The sequence below is a fragment of the Bradyrhizobium sp. BTAi1 genome (assembly GCF_000015165.1).
GTDB lineage: Bacteria > Pseudomonadota > Alphaproteobacteria > Rhizobiales > Xanthobacteraceae > Bradyrhizobium > Bradyrhizobium denitrificans.
This window is the reverse complement of record NC_009485.1, coordinates 1303659-1326562: the sequence shown is the minus strand read 5'-3', so window position 1 is coordinate 1326562 and position 22904 is coordinate 1303659. Positions and strand designations below refer to the sequence as shown.

19 protein-coding genes and 1 pseudogene are annotated in these 22904 nt (G+C 56.6%); 11 read left to right on the top strand and 9 right to left on the bottom strand.

What is annotated here, in order from left to right:
• Positions 1–148 precede the first annotated feature (148 nt).
• From BBTA_RS05875 to BBTA_RS38050, 4 genes are all read left to right on the top strand, one after another.
• Complete coding sequence (locus BBTA_RS05875; RefSeq protein ID WP_012041529.1) at positions 149–1453, top strand: site-specific integrase; 1305 nt, start codon at positions 149–151, stop codon at positions 1451–1453.
• 1 nt (position 1454) lies between these two features.
• Positions 1455–2297, top strand: a complete 843-nt coding sequence (locus tag BBTA_RS05870) for a hypothetical protein (RefSeq protein ID WP_012041528.1) — start codon at positions 1455–1457, stop codon at positions 2295–2297.
• Between the two features lie 161 nt (positions 2298–2458).
• Complete coding sequence (locus BBTA_RS39905; protein ID WP_012041527.1) at positions 2459–2743, top strand: AlpA family transcriptional regulator; 285 nt, start codon at positions 2459–2461, stop codon at positions 2741–2743.
• 132 nt (positions 2744–2875) lie between these two features.
• Positions 2876–5125 (top strand): phage/plasmid primase, P4 family, encoded by a 2250-nt coding sequence (locus tag BBTA_RS38050; RefSeq protein ID WP_012041526.1) that lies wholly within the window; start codon positions 2876–2878, stop codon positions 5123–5125.
• Between the two features lie 134 nt (positions 5126–5259).
• On the opposite strand, the gene BBTA_RS05860 is transcribed toward BBTA_RS38050, so the two are convergent.
• The 5 genes and pseudogenes from BBTA_RS05860 to BBTA_RS05845 form a co-directional block, all read right to left on the bottom strand.
• Complete coding sequence (locus tag BBTA_RS05860) at positions 5260–5703, bottom strand: hypothetical protein (RefSeq protein WP_012041525.1); 444 nt, start codon at positions 5701–5703, stop codon at positions 5260–5262.
• Between the two features lie 127 nt (positions 5704–5830).
• A pseudogene (locus tag BBTA_RS41760) lies at positions 5831–5974 on the bottom strand (DUF2130 domain-containing protein); the annotation flags it as partial.
• Positions 5975–6032: 58 nt separating this feature from the next.
• On the bottom strand, positions 6033–7367 hold the full coding sequence (locus BBTA_RS05855) for an ATP-dependent helicase (RefSeq protein WP_041750368.1): 1335 nt from the start codon (positions 7365–7367) through the stop codon (positions 6033–6035).
• A complete protein-coding gene (locus BBTA_RS05850; RefSeq protein WP_012041523.1) occupies positions 7364–9196 on the bottom strand; it encodes an ATP-dependent endonuclease in 1833 nt (610 codons plus the stop codon). The genes BBTA_RS05855 and BBTA_RS05850 overlap by 4 nt, the downstream gene beginning before the upstream one ends.
• 76 nt (positions 9197–9272) lie before the next feature.
• Entirely contained in the window at positions 9273–10556 is a 1284-nt protein-coding gene (locus BBTA_RS05845; protein WP_041750367.1) for a DUF2130 domain-containing protein, read from the bottom strand.
• A gap of 139 nt (positions 10557–10695) precedes the next feature.
• Between BBTA_RS05845 and BBTA_RS05840 the strand changes: the two genes are divergently transcribed.
• A complete protein-coding gene (locus tag BBTA_RS05840) occupies positions 10696–11553 on the top strand; it encodes a WYL domain-containing protein (protein ID WP_012041521.1) in 858 nt (285 codons plus the stop codon).
• Entirely contained in the window at positions 11550–14945 is a 3396-nt protein-coding gene (locus tag BBTA_RS05835) for a DEAD/DEAH box helicase family protein (RefSeq protein ID WP_012041520.1), read from the top strand. Before BBTA_RS05840 ends, BBTA_RS05835 begins: the two co-directional genes overlap by 4 nt.
• Before the next feature lie 175 nt (positions 14946–15120).
• On the opposite strand, the gene BBTA_RS05830 is transcribed toward BBTA_RS05835, so the two are convergent.
• The 4 genes from BBTA_RS05830 to BBTA_RS39880 form a co-directional block, all read right to left on the bottom strand.
• Positions 15121–16259 (bottom strand): IS3 family transposase gene (locus BBTA_RS05830; RefSeq protein WP_148221383.1). Its coding sequence is split into 2 segments (ribosomal slippage): positions 15121–15995 and positions 15995–16259, totalling 1140 coding nucleotides; the frame shifts between segments, so codons are not numbered across the junction.
• Positions 16260–16302: 43 nt separating this feature from the next.
• A complete protein-coding gene (locus BBTA_RS40645) occupies positions 16303–16629 on the bottom strand; it encodes a hypothetical protein (RefSeq protein ID WP_168167872.1) in 327 nt (108 codons plus the stop codon).
• Positions 16630–16811: 182 nt separating this feature from the next.
• Entirely contained in the window at positions 16812–17687 is an 876-nt protein-coding gene (locus tag BBTA_RS39885) for a DUF6615 family protein (protein WP_012041517.1), read from the bottom strand.
• Between the two features lie 88 nt (positions 17688–17775).
• Positions 17776–19086 carry a hypothetical protein gene (locus tag BBTA_RS39880; protein WP_148221400.1) on the bottom strand — a complete coding sequence of 437 codons (1311 nt, stop codon included), beginning with the start codon at positions 19084–19086 and terminating at the stop codon, positions 17776–17778.
• 935 nt (positions 19087–20021) lie between these two features.
• Between BBTA_RS39880 and BBTA_RS05810 the strand changes: the two genes are divergently transcribed.
• The 5 genes from BBTA_RS05810 (at position 20022) to tnpB (ending at position 22864) form a co-directional block, all read left to right on the top strand.
• A complete protein-coding gene (locus BBTA_RS05810; RefSeq protein WP_041751266.1) occupies positions 20022–20597 on the top strand; it encodes a site-specific integrase in 576 nt (191 codons plus the stop codon).
• 35 nt (positions 20598–20632) lie between these two features.
• Positions 20633–21658, top strand: coding sequence for a hypothetical protein (locus BBTA_RS41225; RefSeq protein WP_012041511.1), 1026 nt, complete (start codon positions 20633–20635; stop codon positions 21656–21658).
• Positions 21659–21870: 212 nt separating this feature from the next.
• Positions 21871–22053, top strand: coding sequence for a hypothetical protein (locus BBTA_RS39875; protein WP_012041510.1), 183 nt, complete (start codon positions 21871–21873; stop codon positions 22051–22053).
• Between the two features lie 41 nt (positions 22054–22094).
• Positions 22095–22517: a transposase gene (locus tag BBTA_RS05800; RefSeq protein WP_011931030.1), complete on the top strand. Its 423-nt coding sequence runs from the start codon at positions 22095–22097 to the stop codon at positions 22515–22517.
• Complete coding sequence (gene tnpB, locus BBTA_RS05795) at positions 22511–22864, top strand: IS66 family insertion sequence element accessory protein TnpB (RefSeq protein ID WP_011931031.1); 354 nt, start codon at positions 22511–22513, stop codon at positions 22862–22864. The genes BBTA_RS05800 and tnpB overlap by 7 nt, the downstream gene beginning before the upstream one ends.
• Positions 22865–22904: the final 40 nt, after the last annotated feature.

The following is a 22904-nucleotide window of genomic DNA, read 5'->3' as shown; positions in this document are numbered from 1 at the left end:
GTTCCCCACGTGTCCTCACGTGTCATAAGTCTTTGTTTTCGCACTATTTATTTGACTTTTAGATTTCGGTGATGTCCTGTCATTTCCGCTACGGTGGCGACACGGTGGCGACACGAAGAACAAACCGACACCCCATTTCTCCACTGGTATGCCAATCAAGCTTTCCAAACGCACTGTTGACGCCATCGCTGCTGGTCCTCTCCCCGCCATTCAATACGACGTGGAATTGCGAGGGTTCGGGGTTCGTATCGGCGCGAGCGGCTCGCTCAGTTGGTTCATAGAATATCGGCCGGGTGCCGGTGGTCGGCGCGTCGCGAAGAGGCGGTACTACTTTGGGTCGCGCGAGTTCACGCCGGAGCAAGCGCGCCAGACCGCGAAGGAGCTGCTTGCCAACGTGGCGTTGGGCGGCGATCCAATGAAGGATAGGCTTCACGAGCGCCAATCACTAACATTCAGCGAATTCGCCGAACGGTACTTGTCCGAGGAAGCCGAACCGAAGTTGAAGCCTGGCACGGTCGCGAACTACCGCATTGCCGTTCGCCGACATGCCAACCCCGAAATTGGCAAGTTGAAGCTCCACAAGATTTCGAACGCCGATCTCGCGCGGCTGCACACCAAGATCGGCAAGACTAGCACGGTGAATGCAAACCGGACCCTGGAATGCGTTTCGTCGATTTTTCGCTATGCGGTCACCTGCGACATCGTTCCGGTCGGCCACAATCCGACCAAGGGAATTCGAGCCTTCCGGGAGAATCGGCGCGAACGGTTCCTGAACTCCGACGAACTCGCCCGCCTTGGCAGCGCAATCCGGGAAGCCGAGACGGTCGGCATTCCCTACGAGATCGACGAGACAAAGCCGACTTCCAAACACGCACCGAAACCCGAAAATCGTCGAACCAAGATCGACTCGTATACGGCAGCAGCGCTACGCCTGTTGATCCTGACCGGCGCTCGCCTACGCGAGATTCTTCACCTCAAGTGGGATTACGTGGACTTTGAACGCGGATTGCTGCTGTTGCCGGACTCCAAAACAGGACGAAAGGCTATCGTGCTCAATGTGCCCGCCCTTGCAGTTTTGTCCAGCCTCGACCGCAAGGGCCAATACGTCATTTTTTCCGAACAGGAAGATAAGCCACGCGCCGACCTAAACAGGCCGTGGCGAACAATCTCTGCACGAGCGAAACTGCAAGGTGTTAGGCTCCACGATCTGCGGCACACTCACGCGAGCGTCGGTGCCGGTGCCGGTCTTGGGCTGCCCATCATCGGAAAATTGCTTGGACATACGCAGGCGAGCACGACGCAACGCTACGCTCATCTTGATTCTGATCCTCTGCAGAAGGCATCGAACAAGATTGCCGCCAGTATCTCTGCTGCTATGGGTGACGACGCTGGGCATGTTGCGCAGTCGAGAAACGTTGCGCCAAAATCGTCGGCAATAAGAAAGCCTCGCTGATATGGCCAGACTCAAAGGTGACGGTGCACGCCTGCCCCTGAAGAAGATTCATAGGTACGTGGTCCGCGATACAGAGAACGCCTGGCGCGAAGTGGAGACGGCAGCAGGCATCAAATTGACCTCAGAGTCTCGGGAAAGGATTCATCTTGCCACAACCGTCTATGCAAACATCGGCCCGATCTACTCTCCCAAGCGGTCCGTATTGGCGAAGGATGCCAAACTGGCGATTGACTCGTGGTTAGCCGCGACCGAGCGGCTAATTGAGGCACTCACCCCTCCTGGTGCCGATCTAGGGGATTTTATGCCGCCTATCGACGAGAAGCTGTTTTCTCGAATGTCGAAACTGACCTCAATCGGGCAAGTTGCGCTTGTTGGATTGATCGCGGTCGGGGTAAGTCAAAAGGCTCTCGACTCCTTGGGTCAGGAGAAGCGAAATGGGCGTATCGAACAGGACCAATGGGTCGCCTGGGTGTGCTTGGTGACAAAGGAACTGAGGGCAGCGGGACTTAAAATAGCTGGCAAGAGCCTCGACAAATCAAACAGTGAATCGCCCTATATCAGGGTCATGCTGATCCTTCAGTCCTGGCTTCCTGGCGAATGTCGTCATTGCGGTTCATACGAATCGATGCGAACGCGGGCTCAGGCAGCCCTCAGGAAATTCGGCCGTCTACGCGAAACAACATTATTCCAGATCATTGCTGGCTGGGGCACTCAACTGCTTCCGAGCTATCCTGGTAACCTAAGGCAGGCTTCCGAAGAGACGCTCGCAAGTTTTGATAATTTCGCCCAACGGGTTCTTGATCAAGCGAAATCGCGGGTTTCAAAAGCTCGCGCTCCCGGCTGAGGCCTCGAACGAATCATGTGTGCGTGCCTGCGCCCACCAAGGAAGCTGCGGGAACGAGAATCCAAGATTTGAGCCTTAACTGCTCCCGCTAACCCTCAGCCATCGCATCTATGTGTCGTCTCTCGCTTCCGGGCTAGTCCGGAAGTTTCCGCGAGACAACCATGTCACAGGCAAAAACACCTAACGAACCCGCGTACTTGAGGCCGCGTCTGGCGGCCGACTATCTCAACACTTCTACATCCACTCTGGCAAAACGGCGTCTTTACGGCGGTGGCCCCAAGTTCTCCCGCATCGGGAGAGCGATCCGGTACGCCAAAGCAGACCTCGATGAGTTCATGGCCCTCAGCGCGGCCTCATCGACTACCGAGGCGTCGGCTCAGATCAAGCAGGCGAACGAGAAAACGCTGCGCTTGCGGCAGAACGTCTGCGTCGAGGAATCAAGCTGACGTGAGGTCAACTGGTCACTCCGCAACCCAGCGACATGGAGACCTTCTTGCGCAGTTGGTCTCCTCAACGTTCCCCCATTCCAGGTCGTAGCCAATCGCGACCGTGCATCTCAACATCAAAACGAGCCTATCATGAAAAAACGATCAACTGACATCTTGGATCTTGTTCATCAGTTTGCAGAACGAGACCTACCCGTTCTGCCCCTTCTTGCCGAACAGAAGCGCCCGGCGATCAAACGCGGTGTACATGGCGCGACGACGAACAAGAAAGAACTCAAGCGGTACTTTCGAAACAATCCTCAGGCCAATTACGGGGTCAGCACCGGCGGAACATCGAACATCTTTGTGCTCGATATCGACGGGCGCGCCGGGAAGCACTCTCTGTCGAAGTTGATTTCCGAGCATGGCAAGCTGCCAAGGACGGTTACGGTTCTGACCGGAAGCGGCGAACACCGTTACTTCAGAGGCAACGGAACGCCGATTAGGAACTCGTCCGGAAGGCTCGGCGAAGGTCTCGATATTAGAGGCGACGGCGGCTACGTCGTAGGCCCCGGTAGCATTCACCCCTCCGGTAAAGTTTATTCCTTCAAGGAAGGGCGGGCACTAGATGACGTGGCAATTGCGAAAGCTCCGCCCTGGCTTCTCTCTCTGATTAGCTCAGATCGCCCGCACCAGGCCACCAGGATGCAGCTTGAAGTGCCAACCAATAACTCGCGCCGGTTGGCCGCATACCTGGTCGCAGCGCAAGACCGTGAATTGGAGCGGCTCTCAAGGGCACCGAATCACCGGCGGAATCACTGCTTAAATCGGAGCGCCTTCAAGCTTGGGCAGCTACTTCCCTATAGAATTCTTGATGAAGGCGGCTGCACGCGCAAGCTTTCCGAGGTTGCGCGGAGCATCGGTCTCGAAGAATCAGAGATCATTCCTACGATCCGCAGCGGTCTGTCCGCTGGGAGCCGTAACCCTCGTCCCCTGCATTTTCTGAAATGCCAGATCGACAATCCAGCCGTTGCCAAAAACGAGTCTCAAACCCCAGAGCTGACAATCGAACTCGCTAAGCTTCGTGAAAATGACACGGACAATGCACAGCGTTTCGCATCGCGCTGGGCTGACCGCATTCTCTATACCCCCGGAAAGGGGTGGCTTGTTTTTGACGGCAAGCGCTGGAAGCCCGACAGCCTTCTGGAATGCATGGAGTTCGCGAAAATCACAGCCCGCATGATCGCTTGCGAGGCGCAACACTTGCCGGATGATCAAGCAAAAGCGACTCGAAGGAAGTTCGCCGATAGCTCTCTTTCAAAGGGCTCGTTGGAGCGGATGATCGACCTGGCGAAGAGCTTAGTGATGGTAGACGATAGCAGGCTGGATGCAAACCCGTGGCTGCTGAATACCACAACCGGAACTATTGACCTTCGAACCGGAGATTGTGACGATCACGACCCTCGCGACCTCCTAACCAAGATGATACCGGTCGCCGCCGACCCAACAGCAAAGTGCCCCCAGTTCAGAAAGTTTCTGAACCGTATAACGGGCGGGGATCGCGCCTTGATGAGATATCTCAAGAAGTGCGCGGGGTATACTTTGACAGGGTCCACTCAGGAGCAGGTCTTCTTCTTTTGCTACGGGAAGAGCGGCAGCAACGGGAAGTCCACTCTTATCAACCTGCTGCGGGACATGCTGGGCGACTACTCACGTCACACTCCAACGGAGACATTGCTTACTAAGCAGTATGACAACAACATACCTGCCGATCTGGCGCGGTTAGCTGGAGTTCGCATGGTCACAGCCATTGAGGCAAACTTTGATCGCCACTTGGATGAGGCCAAGCTAAAAAGCATGACCGGCGGTGAGCCGATTACGGCTCGGTTTATGCGGCAGGACTATTTTGAATTCACTCCCGCCTTCAAACTGTGGCTCGTGGCGAATGATATGCCGCGCGTGCGCGGCACCGACACAGCGTTCTGGCGGCGGGTACGGGTCATCCCATTCGACGTTCAAATCCCCGAATCGGAAAAGGATCCCGAACTTCCGGCGAAATTGCGAGACGAATTTCCCGGCGTTCTAGCCTGGGCCGTGCGGGGCTGTAAGGCGTGGCAAGCCGAAGGTTTGGCCGAGCCTCAGACGGTGAAGCTTGCTTCTGGGCGATGGCTCGAAGCAGCCGATCATCTCAAGAGGTTCGTTGCGGAGTGCTTGATTGTTGATCCTGAAAACAGGCTGCCCTCGTCATCGCTGCTCAACCGGTACAGCAACTGGTGTAGCAAGAATGGAGAACAGCCGCTGACCGTTCAAAAGCTAAATGCTTCATTACGCGAAGCTCACAACTTCACCCACAAAGAGTCAAAACATGGAAGTGAATGGGTCGGCTTGAAGCTCCGGCTGTAGGAGCGAGCCATGGTGGCAGAGGTGGCAGGCATTTTTATTAAGATCTGAGAGAAAACATTGCCTTGAATTTATTACTATTTGGCCTGCCACCTCTGCCACCATGGCTGGCATAGCCTCGATGCATCTTGGAGTTCTTAGGGCACGGCAGCCGACATGCCCCAGCTAAGCACTGGCCAGGAGCCGTTGGCTGTGTCCTCAACGGTGAAATGAAGATCCTTCAGGCGCTTTGCTTCCAGCATCCTCAGCATGTCTGAAAACTCCCCGCGCGTAACGACAAGCGAAAGGTGCAGAGAAGGAAGCTGATCGGCCTTGAACACGTGGCCGGCATCCGGGAATTCCGTTTTCAGGGGAGTGGGCGTCATAACCATGATTACGCCGGGCCAGGTGAAGCGCACCTCAGGCATAGAGAAGGCGGCGGGCATTATCATGTAGGTGAACTCGACGGACTGCTTTGGCGGGCCGGGCTGAACGACTTGTCCGAAGTTGACCGTGCAGCCTCCAAGGATTTCACCCCGCCAGTTACCCGGCTTTACATCAGGCAGTTTGAACGAGGGCTTTTTCTTTGCGTCGCGCGCCATCGTGCTTCTCCACCAATCGAGCTGCTCAGGGGAAAACGTCGATTTAGTATCTTCAAGACTTCAAGAAAGCGAGACTCTCATGATGGTATGTCGTGTCTACCCACCCGTCGGCGACTCAATCTCTTGATTAGACGGCCTCGACCTGGGGCTCGATCAAAGCGAGTTCGAGCCCATCGATGTCTTGAAGAGCCTTACCAGCAATGCCTTGCAAATCACCATACATGCCAACGGTGGCTTCGATGACGCCCCGGATTCGGCCTTCGCGTTTCGCTCATAAATGAGCATTCCAGCCGACGACAAATCTTGAGGCAAGTGATTTTAGACCACCGTCAAGGAGCGAATGGCGCTCTGTTTAATCGCCCCTGCCCCAGCACGATCACCGTACAATGAACTTGAGCGCGGGTGATCGCGTTATACAGCAACCGGCGCAAGTGATCGGAACTGCCCGCAGCGGTATGCGGCCAAAGCACAATGACGTTTGGAAATTCCCGATTCTTGGCGCGTTGGATGGTCATGGCAAGATGCCCCCGGTGCTGCCGGAAGCCCAGACGCGAACGGCTGCGCACGGACTCCCGCACAAACTCGGTCACTTGCGCAGCGGTGAATACCGCGTGGCCGTGCACCCGGCGTAATCGGTCCATGCGGCTGATTGCCTGCGCGACGGATGCGTGTTCGGTCAGCGGCCTCAGAAGCGCGCGGAGGTCCGCGCAAGAGGCTGTTTCTGGCAAGACGATATCGGCGAGCAACGCGTCGACTTCTTCGTCATCGTGACGATCCCATGTATGAGGATACGGGCCGAACGTCACGCCGCTTTTTTTATAGATTTGCTGTTTTGTCTGCACTGTTTGCAACGCCGCACGAATAACCTGATTGTTTGAGTCCGGAGTAAGAATAACCACCGAACCTTGCCGTTGATTTATGTCATTGGCGATCACCCATGCCAAAAGACCGGAATTGTTGTTCTTAATAGATGCTTCTACGAGTCGAAACCCCGCGCCACTCCAAGATGTACCGCTCTGAGCCGTCCGGGCCGTGAGAACCGCCCTCACATCGCGACCTTCGCGCACGGCTAGGGCGGCGGCAAGAAGCCCCTGTTGCGTCGTGCGCCGAACCTGCGTGAGACGATGTGTTTCTCCTGCGCCTTCAAGCCAGCCCATGAGAGGAGCCGTATCGCGTCCCTTGTGAAGGCACTGGAAGGCGTCTGCCGCCGCGACGATCCGGCAAGACCACGAAAGTCCTTGGAGAATGCGCATTCGGTGTTCGTCGAGGTCTTGCGCTTCATCGACCAGAACCAACGGGAATCTTCGCGCCACCCATCGGCGGACAGCTTCTTGTTCCAAGAGCGCAGCCGCCAGAGCGCACGGCCCATCAAACTCGTTTAGGAAGTTGGCCTGCTCCTGCATCTCCGGCGTAATCAGACTCCTGCGCCGCGCTGTCAGCATCCGGGCGAACACATCGAATGTCTGGCAATCAAAGCGCCTTCGGAAAGCCGAGTTATCGCCAAGGCGCGCATCAAGACGACGGCGCGCGCCGTTCATAAACGTAAGCGCCAATAGCTTATGCCCGTCGCCAAGGACGCCGTCGTTAGCGAATTCTCCCGCGCGACTCACGAGATTGTGGGTCTTGCCCGTTCCGGCCGCGCCCTCGAAAAAATCGAACGTCATGGGGATGCAAAACGAAAAACGTGCATAGCGGCGGTGGATTCAGCCTGAATCCGTGTAAACAGCGGAACATTCGCGTTCGCTGGATCCCGCAATACCTCACACAGGGCATTGAGCAACTGCGTGGCGCGAGTCCGGCAAGCGGCATTGGCCATGAGCGTGACAGCGACGCTCTCATGAGTTGGTGCATAGGATTTCTGGGTAAGCAAATAGGAGGCGAGCGCCTGACGGTCGGCGAAAGGCATCCCGAGCAAGGTCCCAAGGGCGGGCAGCGTCGCGGCTTGGTCTGCGCCTGCAATCCATGAAACAACGTGCTCCATCGCCCAGCCCTGTGACCAGAACACAACGCAGCGTGGGGGTGGATTGGCAACCCTCACAACGTCGAAATAGCCGCGCCCGTCGTTGTCCCCGTCAACGAGAATGCACGGCCGGGCATGAACGGCACTGACCAGCGTAAACGTGTCGGCGATCTTGGCGTCTATGGTCGGCACAATGCCAACGAATGTGGAGAGAAGCGACGCTCCATCTCCGGCATCCTGCCAACTCTGATGCAGTTCAAGGGCGGTCTGCAGCGCCTCAAGCCACGCCACGTCCGAAACCCCTTCGGGGATCAACACGCACTCGTGCATAAGCGCGGCCACCAGTTTTTGCCGCCATGCGTAAAGCAAATGCTGCTGGTGATTGGTCGGCTGCGCGGGGACGGCGCTCATCAATGGCTTGGCTTTCAAGACGCCCTCCCGCGTTTCGATGAAAAGCGTATTGGGCGCGGGAAACAAGGCCGCCACGATGGGCGAATGCGTCGTGACAATCGTTTGATCACAGAGCGCATTGAGGCGGTTGACCAGCCGCTTTTGCTGCGAGGGCTGGATATGAAGCTCGGGTTCCTCAACTGCCAGCACAAAAGATTGTCCGGTTTCCGCTCGCGCCTTGCCAAATTGCATGAGCAGAAGAAGGCTTTGCAGGGAGACAAGACCCGTGCCCTGCCGTTGCGAGGGAAGGGTCGGCCCCGTTCCCTGAACGAAGTGCGGCATGACGCTTTCTAGAACGGAATCGCTGTCAGTAGCCGTCAGCCGCAGTTGGAGCTTGGGCGCGCTGGCCATAAGCGCACGCAACTCATCGTTGGCTGCGCCGACGATTTCAGAAAGTCCCGGCTGGTCTTCGAGCCGCGCCCCTTCGGGCGGTGCCCAGAGGCGCTGCCGTTCGGCGCGCACGGCCTGCGCGGGCATGTCCCCGCGTGTCGCCACCACGCGGCGGAACAATTCCGAAGAAAAGGAAATCCAACGATCCCATGTGCGCGAAGCCGGAACCAGAAAGAACCCCAATTCCTGTAGCGTCTTGGTGTAAATTGTGCGCAAGTGCGCGTCCTCTGCGAAGGGATCACCGAGCGTGGCTTCGTCATCCACGAAGAAGCGGATGGTTTCGGCTTCCAACTCCTCCAGATCGAAACGCGCGGCAAACCCGATTTGCACGGCCAAGTCCGTATGCTGCGCGTCCGCGGTTGCGGTCAGCGTCATGGCGTTCGGATCGAACCATTTTTCGACACCGCGCTCGGGGCTGAACCAAGAGGCGTGGTGATGCGGATCATTGGGTGTGAAGCCCGTCACGGTGGCGATGCAAAAGATTCTCGCGGTCTCATCCGGCGCACTGCCGTGAAAATCATGTTCGGTAAGACGGCGCACCAGACGGTCGCGCCCGAACAGCAACGCCAACGCCTCTATGATCGTGGTCTTGCCGCTGTTATTCGACCCAACCAGAACGGCGTGACGACCGAGCAAAATATCTGCCGAGCGCGCTCCTCGAAAGCCGGAGATTTTCAGGCGGATGATGTGCATCTCAATTCCTTCTCAAATTCCGCCCTTATCGATAGCTCGCACAGGCGTGCGCCATCGCACGGTGTGGGACGGGCTTTTAGGAAATGTGCGAAGTGACCTCGACCTGGGCCTCGATCAGAGGGAGTTCGAGCCCATCGATCTCTTGAAGAGCCTTACCAGCAATGCCTTGCAAATCACCATACAGGCCAACGGTGGATTCGATGACGCCCCGGATTTGGGCTTCGCGCTTCGCCCATAGACGCGTCATCGCCTTTCTTTCCTTGTCGAGGTCATCCTTCATTTCGGAAAACTTCTCGACAATTGCCTCAACTCGATGCCTGAATTTAGGACCTGTCAGATACTGATAGATCAACTCCATCTTGGTATTCTGGCCGTCCTGAGCCTGCCTCACCGCACCAGCCTCGATGAGCGATTGTCGCAAGGCTAAAGCCAGCGGCACGGCATAACGAAAATCAGTAACCCAGATACCATCAACGTAGCCAAAGGTTTCCACATTTTTTGGCAATGCCGTCGATACGAGGATGGCCAATTCAGCGCCAGCAGCGCGTTGATCCGCTCGCAATTTGGAAAGCCAACCATCTGCCCAATTCTTGGTTCTTTTAGTTTCCCACAGCATGGCTCCGCATGTTTGTCCAATCGGCGTGGAGACACGCTGCACGACATCACCACCAAATTCTCCTTTGCGGACGGGCTCAATCGTATCGTGCGGGAAACTCGCGCGCAGAGTTGATTCCAATTCAAGCTCAAGAACCTCGCCTTGCAGTTGCTGCGATCCTTGCTCAGCCTTGCGCTTGAGGTCTTCGATCTGTCGTTGCAGCGAAGAGATTAAATTGTCCTTTTCGGCAACCTTCAACCGCTCGCCTTCCTCGGCTTCTGCTTTTGCCTTCTGTCTAATCTCTGCGATGGAGGCATCCACTCGCTTCTCAATTGTGAGGTCGAGTTCGCGCTTGGCTTCGTCGATCTCGCGCTGCTTGCGCATCACCTCAGCCTGAAGCTTTTGAGCCTCCTTCAGCTTCTCATCGCGTTGCGCGAGGAGCACTTGCAGATCACTGACTTCTTTCTGCTTTAATTGCAGGTCGTCCGCCGCCGCAGCCTTCGCCTTGATCGCCTCTTCCGCAGCAATCGCTTGACGCCCTTCCCTGAGCTTCGCCGCAACCAGTTGATCGACTGCATGGCGAGCTTTCTCAACGGCGGCCAATTGCTCCTTGATGCCAGCCTCGCGCCGCAACACTTCAGCGTCCTTACGGGCGATTCTTGCTTCATACTCCTCTCGCGTTGCGCGAATCAGAGGTGCCGCGAGAGATTCAGTTAGCCTGATTTCAGTTGAACAAGACGGGCACGCAATTACCGGTTCACTCATGTCTGCCCCCTTCGGCCCACCTGCCCGGCTCGCGGATGCAAAGCTCTTGACAAGGTAACTTACGAATAGTAACTAGACGGATATAGTTTCGAGGTCAATAAAGAAACTATACCCATTTTATCAGGAGCTAGTTCGAGTAATGCGCTGGGGAGTCGAAAAGCGCTTGGAATTCATTGAGTTTCGCCTCTTTTGGGAAGGCGGAATCAATCGAGCCGATATTATGGAGCAGTTTGGCGTGTCCGTTCCCCAAGCTTCCAAGGACCTCAGCCTTTACGAGGAGAAAGCGCCGGGGAATCTTCGCTACGACAAGCAGCAAAAGCGGTATTTGGCCTCCCCCACATTCAAGCCGTTTTTTTTGAAGCCCGAGGCAGACCGTTATCTGATGCAATTAGGATCCGTGTCGAACCATGTGATTTCTGCGGATGAAACATGGCTCTCCGATATGCCAGATGCGGACGCGATGCCGGCTCCGCAAAGGCGCGTCGATGTGAACGTCCTACGCGCACTGTTGGCGGCCGTGAGTAAGGGCCGCGCAGTCGAGATTCTCTATCAGTCAATGAACCCGACACGGCCTGAGCCAACGTGGCGATGGATAACGCCTCATGCCTTCGGCAATGATGGCCTGCGTTGGCACGTCCGGGCCTATTGCCACATCGATTTAAAATTCAAGGATTTCCTTCTATCGCGATGCCTCGAAGTTCGTGGTGATGGTGAAGCCGGCGCTGCACCCGAGCAGGACGTTTTCTGGAATGAGACCTTTCCTGTTGTCTTGTCCCCGAATCCGGCGCTCAGTGGAAGTCAGCAATCTATTGTGGCGCAGGACTATGCGATGACCTCCGGCAGCGTATCGGTCCCGGTACGCAAAGCCCTTCTCTACTACTTTCAGAAACGGCTGCGGCTTGATGCGGTGGGTTCCTTGGATGGCCCACAAGAAGCTCCGGTTGTTATTGCGAACCGCGAGGAATTTGCCCATGCCTTGTCGGAGGCGATGGCATGAAATCCGTGAACTTTGAAATCCTTCGTCCGCGATGGCGCGAGCTCGCAGAGCTTGGCGGCTTTGCTGAAGCCTACGCGCATGCTGATCCCGCGAGCGCCATGGTTAAGCTGCGCCTGTTTGCGGAGAACCTAACGAAAGACATCTATCGCGACCTGCGGCTTCCCAAGCCCGACCAGCCGACTTTTGTCGATCTGCTCAAGAACGCTGCCTTTGCGTCAGTTACGCCCAAAGTCGTGCTCGACAAGCTGCACGCCCTTCGTATCCACGGCAACAAGGCTGCTCACGGCGACGATGCCAGGACGCAGAACGTACTATGGCTACTCAAGGAAGCGCACGATCTAGCTCGCTGGCTCCTCGTCCAGTATGGGAAGGCCAAGGCCAGCGACATTCCAGTATTTAAGCAGCCACAAGAACCCCAGGCCGCCGAGACGCGTGAGCGCCGCCAGATGCTAGAGAGGCTCGCCGCGCAAGAAGCGCAGATGGAAGCCTTGCTGCGTGAACTCGATTTGGCGCGACAGGCGGTCACGGTCGCGGAAAAGAAAGCTGCGGAGCTGCAGGCGATTTCGGCGGAGGCGCAAGCGGCGGCTGACGCACTCGCCTTCGACGAAGCCACAACGCGTACCCGACTGATCGACAGCATGCTCGCGAGTGTCGGCTGGAACGTCGGACCCGGACTAACCAGCACTGAACAAGTCGGCAAGGAGGTTGAAGTCAAGCATCAGCCAACCGGCTCCGGTATCGGCTATGCCGATTATGTGCTCTGGGACGACAACGGCAACCCGCTCGCGGTCATCGAGGCAAAAAAGACTTCCGTCGAACCCGAGCGCGGCCGTCACCAAGCGAAGCTCTACGCTGACGGCCTCGAAAAGGCTTTTGGCCATCGCCCAGTCATTTTCTACACTAATGGTTTTGACATCTGGATTTGGGATGATGCGCAGGGCTTCCCACCTCGCCGTCTATTCGGGTTTTACTCGAAGGACAGTCTGCAACATCTCGCCAACTACCAACGCAAGGAACGCAAGCCGCTCGATACGGTCGAGCTCAACGAGCAGATCGTTGACCGTCTTTTTCAGATCGAGGCTATCAAGCGGGTGGCCGAGCGCTTTGAAGGCAAGCACCGCAAGGCACTCGTCGTTCAGGCAACGGGTACAGGTAAGACTCGTGTTGCAATCGCCCTCACCGATTTGCTGATCCGCGCAGGATGGGTCAAGCGCGTGCTGTTCCTTTGCGACCGGCGTGAGCTGCGTAAACAGGCTAAGAATGCCTTCAACGACTTCCTGCCGGATCCGATCCGGATTATCACATCGCGCGTGCGCTCCAACGCGAGCGAGCGCATTTTCCTGGCCACCTACCCAGCGATGCAAAAGGTTTTTCAATCGTTCGACCCTGGATTTTTTGATCTCATCATCGCAGACGAATCCCACCGCTCGATATACAATGTCTACGGCGACATCTTTCGCCATTTCGACTGCCATCAGATCGGGCTGACCGCAACGCCCGTCGATTTCGTCACAAAGAGCACCTTCCGGCTCTTTGATTGCGAAGGCCAATTGCCGACAGCGAACTACGATCTCGAACAGGCGGTCCAAGACGGCTATCTAACCCCTTTCGAGGTGTTCGAGCACACGACGCAGTTCCTGCGCGAGGGCATTAAACTGGACATCCTGACCAGGGAGCAGATCGAGGAGCTTGAAGAGCAGGGCGAAGATCCAGCCCAGTATGATTTTTCCTCTGAGCAGGTCGATAAGGTCATCTACAACAAGGACACGAACCGCGCGATCCTGCGCAATTTGATGGAAAATGGCCTTCGCGACGCTACCGGCCAGCTGCCCGGCAAGAGCATCATTTTCGCGCGCAACCATCAGCATGCAATCCTGCTCGCCCAACTCTTTGACGAGATGTACCCGCAATATGGCGGCAAGTTCTGCCAGGTCATAGACAACTACGATCCGCGCGCAGAGCAACTCATCGACGACTTTAAGGGCGAAGGTACTAACAACGACCTGACTATTGCGATTTCCGTGGACATGTTGGATACCGGCATCGACATTCCGGAGATCCTCAACCTTGTCTTTGCGAGGCCGGTCAAATCGCCTGTCAAGTTCTGGCAGATGGTCGGGCGGGGTACGCGGCTGTGCAAGGACCTGTTCGGCACCGGCCAACACAAGACGATCTTTCGCATATTCGATCACTGGGGGAATTTCGAGCGGTTCGAAGCGGGTTATCGCCCCGCTGAGCCTACGCAAAGCAAATCGCTCCTTCAGCTCGTCTTTGAGGAACGTCTGCTGCTCGCCCAAGCCGCGCTCCAGAAGAGCGAGATTTCAGTCTTTGACATCGCCATCGATCTGATCGCCACTGACATCGAGGCGCTTCCCGAGGAATCAATCGCGGTGCGCGAAAAATGGAAGGAGAAGCGAGCGCTCGCGCAGCCGGCCACATTGAAGACCTTTGCGCCGGCCACCGTAGAAAGGCTGCGCCAGGATATCGCGCCGCTGATGCAGTGGCGCAACATACGCGGCCGGGCGGATGCCTACTCGCTCGATCTGTTGATCGCCCGTATCCAGAACGCTGTCCTACGCAAATCACCGCAGGTCGCAGACCTGAAGATCGACCTGATGGACCGTCTTGCCGCATTGCAGATGCACCTCAATCCCGTGCGCGAGAAGGCCGAGGTCATCAGGCGCGTGAAGTCGGATGAGTTCTGGAACGGCATCACCGTCCAAACCCTTGAGGAGGTGCGCGGGCCGCTCCGCGAAATCATGCACCATCGCCAGCGCGGGAGCGGTCAACCGCTCCTGGCTAAAGTCATCGATGTCACAGAGGCGGACTCGCAGATTCTGTTCAATCGCCGCTCGGCAAGCCTGAAGGCGGTGGACATGAGGGCTTACCACCAGATAGTCGAGGCAGAGCTGAAGAAGCATTTCGATACGAACCCAACGTTGAAAAAGATTCGTGCCGGCGAGCCGGTTTCGGAGGCTGACCTCAACGCGTTGGTATCGCTAATCCTCACACAGAGTCCGAACGCGAGCCGTGATGTCCTGGCCGAATTCTTCAGCGCCACGGCGGAGCCCCTTCAATTTGCAATCCGTTCGATCATCGGCATGGACGCAAGTGCGATCCAAGCCAAATTTGCCGAATTCGCGCGCAAGCACCCGACGCTGAGCGCAAAGCAAACGCGCTTTCTCGCACTGCTTCAAAACCATATTGCCCGCTTCGGATCGATCACGATTGAGAAGCTCTACGAAGCCCCATTTACGGTCGTCGATGCGGACGGTCTTGATGGTGTGTTCGAGGACGAGACTGAAGTCAGCGACCTCCTCAACGTCATCCGGGCGTTTGGCCCGTCAGCCGGAGATACCGCGGCAACTAATCCTAACGAAAGGTCCGAATAAACATGGTCACGGGTGAACTCAAAAAGCGCGTTGACGCGCTTTGGCTCGAATTTTGGCAGGGGGGCATCACTAACCCGCTGACGGTGATCGAACAGATCACCTTCCTGATGTATGCGCGTCTACTGGATATCAACGAGACTGACCTGACGGATATTTTGGACCAGCGGGATAGAGACTACTGCATCGCTGCGCTCCGATCCAGATGCTGCAGTGTCGGCGCCGATGTTTGCGGCGCCGGGGGCCGGTAGCTCAGCGATGAGTGCGGTCGGATCGTGTTGAAGTGCTTGCGCCATTGCTCGATGACGACAGTGGCCTCCTTCAGGCTGTAAAAGATTTCACCGTTCAGGCATTCGTCGCGCAGTTTGCCGTTGAAGGACTCGCAGTAGCCGTTTTCCCATGGGCTGCCGGGCGCAATGTAGAGCGTCTTTGCTCCGAGCTTGGCGAACCAGTTGCGCACGACCTTGGCTGTCATCTCCGCGCCGTTGTCCGACCGGATGTGTTCTGGCACACCGCGTTCGAGCATTACGTCGGCCATCGTCTCGATGACACCGAAGCTGTTGATCCGGCGAGCCACCCTGATTGCCAGGCATTCCCGGGTGAACTCGTCGATCAAAGTCATCAACCGCAGCTTGCGCCCATCGTGGGTCTGCGCCTCGACGAAGTCGTAGCTCCAGACATGATTACGATGCTGCGGCCTCAAACGGATGCAGGATCCGTCGTTGAGCCAGAGCCGACCCCGCGGCTTCTGCTTCCTGGGTACCTTTAGCCCCTCACGGCGCCAGATCCGCTGGACCCGATCACATCCGACGTGCCAGCCGGCATCGACCAGCAGCGACGTGATCCGACGATAGCCATATCGCCCATATTGGGACGCGAGAGAGATAATCGCTCTCGTCAACGCATCCTCATCAGATCGAACGATGGTGGCGTATCGCTGTGTTCCGCGGTGCTGGCCGACGATCCGGCAGGCCTGGCGTTCGGAGAGACCGTACTTCCCTCGAATGCCATCGACCGCCTGCCGGCGCCGTTCGGGGCTTATAAGTTTCCCGAGGCAACGTCCTTGAGCACCTGCTTCTCCAGCGACAGATCGGCAACGAGACGCTTGAGGCGGATATTCTCCCGCTCCAGATCCTTCATCCGCTTCGCCTGATCGAGCTCAAGACCACCGTATTCCTTTCGCCAGCGATAATAACTCTGCTGCGAAATTCCGGCTTCCCGGCAGGCCACCGGCGCGGCCTTGCCCTGCGACATCAACACTTCAATCTGGCGCAGCAGCACCACGATCTGCTCCGCATTGAACCTCTTCTTCGGCATGATCAAAGCTCCTTTCCAAGCTCACTTTCTCACAAAGCTTGGTTCAAAAAAGCCCGGTCAGGTCACGAGCGAAGACAAGCTTCTCCGCATCAGGTCGCTTTATCCGAAAGATGGTGTGGTTCTCGGCTCGCAGATACAGCGGTCCATTTGGGGTGCCATCGCCATGGTGCTTCTGCCGAACGTGCACGTCCGCTCTGAAGCGCGTCCCAATTGGGTTTTCCTCGCGGAGATGCCTCGGAAATTCGACTTTCAGCCATCCTGGTAATACATCTACTGGTCGTACCCGCGGTCGGCTTACATAACCGTCTCTGAAGGTCTCAAGGAGCACCCCTTCGAAGAAGTCTCCTTCCTTGGGATCAATCTCATCCATGAGCATCACCGGATTATTGACGAGCTAATGCGATAGTCCTTACGCTCATATCGGCACTCCAGCTACCGCCAGCCGTCGAAATTGCCTACCACGGCACGCAGTCTAGTGCGGCAGGGACGGCTCACAAAGGCACCTTCCGAGCGGCGAGTGCAACTTGCGGCTGACAGTGATTTGGTACAGCCTTAGCCTTCTTCTGACTCAGCATCGCGAACGATCACAACGCCCGCTATACTTGGAAACTGCTTTTGTAGATTTCTGAGCGGATCGCTGCCTCGCTTGGTTGAACGTTGCTCAGCGGCGGCTTTGGCCAAATGAAAAATCGGCGGGAGCTCGTGCAATGGTTGATCAAAAAGAGGTGGGAGGGGAGCTGCCGCGCTTCGATCAGCAGGCCGCAAACGCCTGAGCGCAGCCAACGCCATCGCGGGCGACCCACCTGCGAGTCGAACTCCTCTACCGTTTGAGCACAGCAGACAATGCAGCGGCATGGAGATTTGCTTGTGCGTATCAAACGTTTGATCATCGAGCCTTTCGCGAACAGAATGAGCATCTGCTATGGAGATGCCCCAGGCGGCGGGCATTGTGCCAAGGTCAGCCAATTGTAGCGTTCCGCAATTTTGTGGAATGCGTGTCTCATCGTTGAGGTGGTTGTAGAAGGCGTAGATCGCAGGCCATCCCCACCCGGTGGCTGTATCGATTAGTTGATCGATCTGGCGAGTTTTTGTGCGGCCGATCCTGCGCCGGATTTCAGGATATTCGAAGTCGAAGAGATCGAGGGCTTTCGCCTGAACAAGCATTGGGAGCACGCTGGATCCGTCCGCACTCTCAAAAGCCCAGGCCCAATCAGCCCCGTACTGCGCTTCTCTTCGCTTGTTAAATGGCAAAATGAAAACATTTCCCGGAAAACGATCAGCCAAGTCCATGAGGACCGTTTCGGTGATCGATTCCTCTCCAAATGAAAGGTTATTGCGCTTCGCCGAGGCGCGTCGAACCCAACTGGTCCGCGCCAGGTTAAGCAGGCACATCTGCTCGGGGCTAAATGGATAGTCTGAAAATGGCATAGCAGAGAATGGAAATATTTGACACCATTCTAGCTTTTGTCAATGGATTGCTCAACTTAAGAATGCGGCTTAGATAGGCGCGGGTGAGCTACGTTGACCCCGCCGCCGCGTTCGCGCTGTCCGCCGCGAATTTTCCTGCATACCACGTTCGAATGACCAAGCCGTCATCCGCAAGAAAAAACTCACCTCCAAGGACCTCAGCACCTTCCTCCACTAGTCGCTTTTTCATCGCATCCTCTCCCGCTATGGCGACTCTCGCGTTGGGGTAGGGCGGAGGACCGACAATGCTTTCCGGATAACGAACAGCCCATTCAAATTGACCAAGTGGGTAAGCACTTTGAATCTGATCACGGCGTGACAGTGGGCTTCTTGAAAAACCTACCTTGATGATTGTCAATCCTTCAACTTGGTCGGCTGGCCGTCCTAGATATGCGGCGGTGTCCCCCTTCAATTCCAAAATATAAAGATGCTTCGGCCCATCGGTTTCGCCGACCCAATACGGTCCCGTTGCTGGCGGCACTGCGCGACTGGGCGACAGAGCCGTTGCAAGTTGGCGGAGCGTACCGTCGATTTGGCCTGTTTGTCCGTAGACAGGCGTTTCGTAAACCTGAAGCCGAAAAAGACTCTGCGCTTCGGCGTCTAACACTTTCACGCCATATGAACCTATAAACTCCGGATTTGAGTCGCGGTATGTGGTCGGAAACAACTCTTCGACCGGCTTCCAGTCTTCCGGAATGATTCTCCACGCTCGCGTCGCCCGAACGGCAAACAGCCATTTGCCCCTATATTCCGGGTCACTCTCTTTCTCCGCCCATCTGTCGCCTGAAATGAACTCGCGCGCGTGTCCCGCCTGATGTGACACCTCAAGAACGCCGACGACTTTGCCTCGCATCTCTTCAGGCCCGCGCCCTTTGGTCACATAGATTGCAACCAACGTTCCCGGCCTAGACAGCCTCAGATAGCGAGAGCGCCTTGATTCGTCCGCGAAACCGATGCAACCCCAGTCGCCGGGATCGAATCCCCAAAAGGATGTCAGCCACACCTCCCGACCGGCGGGAACCTGTTCAACGACCGCGCTCAGCTCAGGCACGCTCGACCAATCGAAAGCAAACACCCTCTCTTGGGCTTCATCGATATCGCGGTACGTGTAGTGTTTTGCAACTTGTTCAATAACATTTGGCGGCGGGTGCTTCTCTCCTCTCTCCACCAAGATTGCCGTTAGAGGGGGGCATCCGTTGTCCAGCATGTAACGGACAATCACATCAAGATTTCTACCCAGCCCGCGTCCTGTTGGATGAGACCATCCAATTGCCTCGCCTACCTCTTGATAAGTTGTTCTTGTGCGCCTCTTCGCTTTCTCAACAAGAAAACGTGCGATGTCTAACTGAAGCAGGTCCAATGGTCGATCCCCCAAGCACCCACGAGCACACCATCTTAGACCGTGGGGAAACATCACCATGTTCGATCATTTCAGGTGAAAAGTCACGAGCCAGCCTCGGGCATCGAGCACGTTCTGCGGATCACGGGTTTTGCAGACTTCTGAAAGACCTCTCCGAGTTGCCGAAAAAGGGGCACGTCGGCAAGACGTAGCTGTGGTCGAACTTGGTACATATTCACCATTTTGCAGTCATCGGGACCAAGCCCGTGGGGCTGCGATCATGCCCGTGAGACACATCAGGTTGCTGGCCTAGAGTACCACTCCTGAGAGACACACGGCCAAGACGTGTAGCTGCTTCAGTATGGCGGACGCTTCTCAGAAGTCGGCGTGTTGGCCGTCACAGGCATCGGATTGTGGCGCTGGACACAACTATTTGCGAGCTACCGCATCATGGCCCGACTGTCACAGGCAGGTCTTGGCCTCGGATCATTTCGAACGGCGTTTCGTCAGAAACGCACTTGTAGGTCCGAAACGCTGCGTAGCCTACTCCGAACTTCTCGGCTGCTTTGACCGCCTCCTCCGCAGAGGCGTAGGTTTGGCTGAGCTTGTCCATTGGCCTATTGAGTGGACCAACTTTGTAGACGGCGAATCCCTGGTGCACGGCTCGTTTCGTTCCAACCATCCAGGTGTTCGGTAGCTGTCTCATCAGGCACACACTCGCGATCATGCGTATCGTAGTCTCGCTGCCCAGAGTTGGCATCTTACCATCGATTCGCGATGCACGTGCCAAGCATATCAACGGTTACAGAAGGCTTCCGCGTCCTAACTCAGGCAGATAAGTCGGCTGCAAACGATAAGCTTTTCATAGAAAGCTTGCCGAAGTGCAAAGGCGCTAAATTTCCGGTTGCATATTGATCAAAGCACTCTAGAATCGTTTGATATTCATTCTGAGTGACATGGCAGGCAAGCAAGCCAAGACACTTTCGGCCGATCATATCGACGATCTCCTCCTTTTCGCCGAGCGCTCTCGCCATCCGTTACGCAACCGTTTGATCGTTCTGCTTTCGGTTAAGGCCGGTCTTCGCGCTGCAGAGATAGCCAAACTGACCTGGGATATGGTGCTCGACCCGAGCGGCGAAGTCGGCAGCACTATCGAGCTTCAAGACAAGATCGCAAAGAAGCGTAGCGGGAGATCCATTCCGCTGCATGCCGACCTGCGAGAGGCGCTCTCCGCAGTAAGGCAGTTAGGCGTAAATCAAGGGCCGGTCATCCGGTCACAGCAAGGCGGCGCAATGACGCCGCTGAGTATCGTTGTCTGGTTTCACCGCGCGTTCAAGACGCTGGATTTGAAAGGCTGCTCGTCGCATTCGGGCCGCAGAACGTTTATCACCCGCGCCGCTCGCCTAGTGCACAAGGCTGGTGGTTCCTTGCGGGATGTTCAATTGCTCGCTGGACATCGCTCGATCCAGACCACGCAAGGCTACATCGATGGCGACACGGATGCACAGAGGGCTTTGATATCTCTGATCTAGGACCGCGTTCGTCCAATTTACGACTGTCCCGACAGATGGCGGCAAAGCCGACTGCCCCCGCTACGAAGCTTCGTGAAGCACACAATCACGCCGATGCTTTCATTCGCGCGGTCTGCACGTTCGCTGGATCACTCTCGCTACTCGATGAGATCGATGACGAGTTTCGCCGCGCGGGTCTCGATCAAGCTGTCGCGTCGGGTGAAACATCGCCCATTTTTGATTGGCTCCTGACGGCGTTCAGCTTTCAGGGTGTCTCGGATCAAGCGGCCCGAAGCTACATGGAAAAGCATGGGAGCGCGTCCTGGGCCAAAATGGAGGCGAGCGTCCAAGCTTGCCCCTCCTGCCCAAAGCTCCAAAGTTACTGGAACTATGAAGGCTGCCGGTACGACAAGGGCAGCTTCACCTGCGCCGAGCCCGACCACATCGATGCCTGTCCAGTACCTCGGGCACGCCTGCGCAACGGGAGGCTGAATCAGACAGCGGCCTCATTCTTCCTCTTCGTCAGAGACATCGCTGGTGGTGATCTTGTCGGATGGATTGATACCCAATTGGAGACGGCCAGAGGATCCACGAACGCCGATCTCGAAGCTGCGAGGCAGGAAGCCTTAATTGGTCCCCTCCGAGGCATTTTTGGCGTCGCCGACAAGGTTCTGACCAACGCCCTGTCATGGCTTATGATAGGCGCGCGCGACCAACGACCCATCTGGTTCGAAACTGGAAAGGCCATGGTGGTTGTGGACCGGCTTGTCCATAATCACCTGTTTCGGACGGGCATAATGGAAGCTTGCGGCATTCCCCATCACTACGGCCGCGGGTGCTACGCCGAAGGCGGCTGTGCCGAGATCATCCGAGGTGCCGCAGATCGAATTGATGCACGCAGCTTTAATCCGAATTTTCCGAAAATCTTCCCGCGTTTCGTCCAGCATGCCGTCTGGTCATTATGTGCAGCGGACCGCTTAGACGTGTGCAACGCCAATCGGATTGACGACCAAAAGCCTTGCCAACTCAGCTACTGCCAACTGTTTCGAATCTGCGGTCGAAAACCGTTAAAAGCGACGTAAATTCAGTTATTTATCGTAATTTATCAATGCTTGTTCTTGGCCAAGAATTAGCCTATACTGTATAAGTGAGGTCGATTCACGACTTTGCGCATTTTAGACTTGGAGATACTTCCGGGAATACTTTTGCCCCACCCTTCGGGTCTGAAATGGCCGTTCCACTCGCGGATTGAGGGAGCCCTGTGGCTCCCTTTCGCATTTCTAGGAGCTGCTCGTTGGGCAAGAAAACTGGGAAGGCCGAACCAGCAAAGATTGATCCGGTCTACGTCATAGGACTGGACGCCAAGGGTAAGCCGCGCGGCGCTCGGTTCGCCGAGCTAAAGGACAGCATCGTGTCCGCTGCCATGGATCGTAAGCGTGGCGCCGAGGCCCTTTGGATTTTTTGTGCGGAGTCTTGAGAGCACCGTTAGAAGAGTCATCTTCTGCAAGGGTGCTCATAATGGACGACCATTCGGACGACATAAGACGACCGTTGTCACCGCGTATTGAAGTGTTCGCAGGCGCAGGTCGCAAGCGCTGGCCGGATGATTTGAAGGCGCAGATTGCTGCGGAAAGCCTCGAGCCGGGGGCGGTTGTCACAGACGTCGCCCGTCGCCATGGCTGCCGGCCCCAGCAGGTGCATGACTGGCGGCGCCGGGCGCGTTTGGGCCAATTGGTATTGCCGGCGTCGGCGGACACGCTGTCGTTCGTGCCGGTGATGTCGGAATCGGCGTTGCCTGCGGCCGCAGACCCCTCCGGGTCGCCGGAAGCCGCCGTTGTGACGGTTGAGTTCCAGGGCGCGCGCGTGGAGGTGCGCGGGGCGCCTGGCCTTGCTGTATTGAGCGATGTGTTCATTGCGCTCCGCCGGACACGTTCATGCTGACGCCACCCGCGAGCCTCATGATCTACGTGGCGACGCAACCTGTCGACTTCAGGAAGGGAGCGGAAGGCTTGGCGCTGCTGGCGAAGGAGACGCTGGGCCATGACCCGATGAAGGGCGTGGCGGTGGTGTTCCGTGCGAAGCGCGCCGATCGGGTGAAGATCGTCGTCTGGGATGGCAGCGGCCTTGTGATGTATTGGAAGCGGCTCGATGGCAGCGGCTTCAAATGGCCTCCCATCGTGGCCGGCGTGATGCGGATGAATGCCGCCCAGCTGTCCGCGCTTCTGGCCGGCATGGATTGGACGCGCATGCACGCGCCTCGAATCCCGCAGCCGAAAGCGCTTGCGTAAAAATGCAAATCATCGCTGCATCGTGACGCGAAGCATGGCA

Bases quoted from the DNA above. Each gene is read 5' to 3' on its own strand.
- BBTA_RS39905 (WP_012041527.1), top strand. From the start codon at position 2,459: ATGTCACAGGCAAAAACACCTAACGAACCCGCGTACTTGAGGCCGCGT.
- BBTA_RS05855 (WP_041750368.1), bottom strand. From the start codon at position 7,367: ATGACGTTCGATTTTTTCGAGGGCGCGGCCGGAACGGGCAAGACCCAC.
- BBTA_RS05800 (WP_011931030.1), top strand. From the start codon at position 22,095: ATGGACGACCATTCGGACGACATAAGACGACCGTTGTCACCGCGTATT.
- BBTA_RS05845 (WP_041750367.1), bottom strand. From the start codon at position 10,556: ATGAGTGAACCGGTAATTGCGTGCCCGTCTTGTTCAACTGAAATCAGG.
- BBTA_RS05810 (WP_041751266.1), top strand. From the start codon at position 20,022: ATGGCAGGCAAGCAAGCCAAGACACTTTCGGCCGATCATATCGACGAT.
- tnpB (WP_011931031.1), top strand. From the start codon at position 22,511: ATGCTGACGCCACCCGCGAGCCTCATGATCTACGTGGCGACGCAACCT.
- BBTA_RS38050 (WP_012041526.1), top strand. From the start codon at position 2,876: ATGAAAAAACGATCAACTGACATCTTGGATCTTGTTCATCAGTTTGCA.
- BBTA_RS05870 (WP_012041528.1), top strand. From the start codon at position 1,455: ATGGCCAGACTCAAAGGTGACGGTGCACGCCTGCCCCTGAAGAAGATT.
- BBTA_RS39885 (WP_012041517.1), bottom strand. From the start codon at position 17,687: ATGCCATTTTCAGACTATCCATTTAGCCCCGAGCAGATGTGCCTGCTT.
- BBTA_RS05875 (WP_012041529.1), top strand. From the start codon at position 149: ATGCCAATCAAGCTTTCCAAACGCACTGTTGACGCCATCGCTGCTGGT.
- BBTA_RS05835 (WP_012041520.1), top strand. From the start codon at position 11,550: ATGAAATCCGTGAACTTTGAAATCCTTCGTCCGCGATGGCGCGAGCTC.
- BBTA_RS40645 (WP_168167872.1), bottom strand. From the start codon at position 16,629: ATGGATGAGATTGATCCCAAGGAAGGAGACTTCTTCGAAGGGGTGCTC.
- BBTA_RS41225 (WP_012041511.1), top strand. From the start codon at position 20,633: ATGGCGGCAAAGCCGACTGCCCCCGCTACGAAGCTTCGTGAAGCACAC.
- BBTA_RS05840 (WP_012041521.1), top strand. From the start codon at position 10,696: ATGCGCTGGGGAGTCGAAAAGCGCTTGGAATTCATTGAGTTTCGCCTC.
- BBTA_RS05850 (WP_012041523.1), bottom strand. From the start codon at position 9,196: ATGCACATCATCCGCCTGAAAATCTCCGGCTTTCGAGGAGCGCGCTCG.
- BBTA_RS05860 (WP_012041525.1), bottom strand. From the start codon at position 5,703: ATGGCGCGCGACGCAAAGAAAAAGCCCTCGTTCAAACTGCCTGATGTA.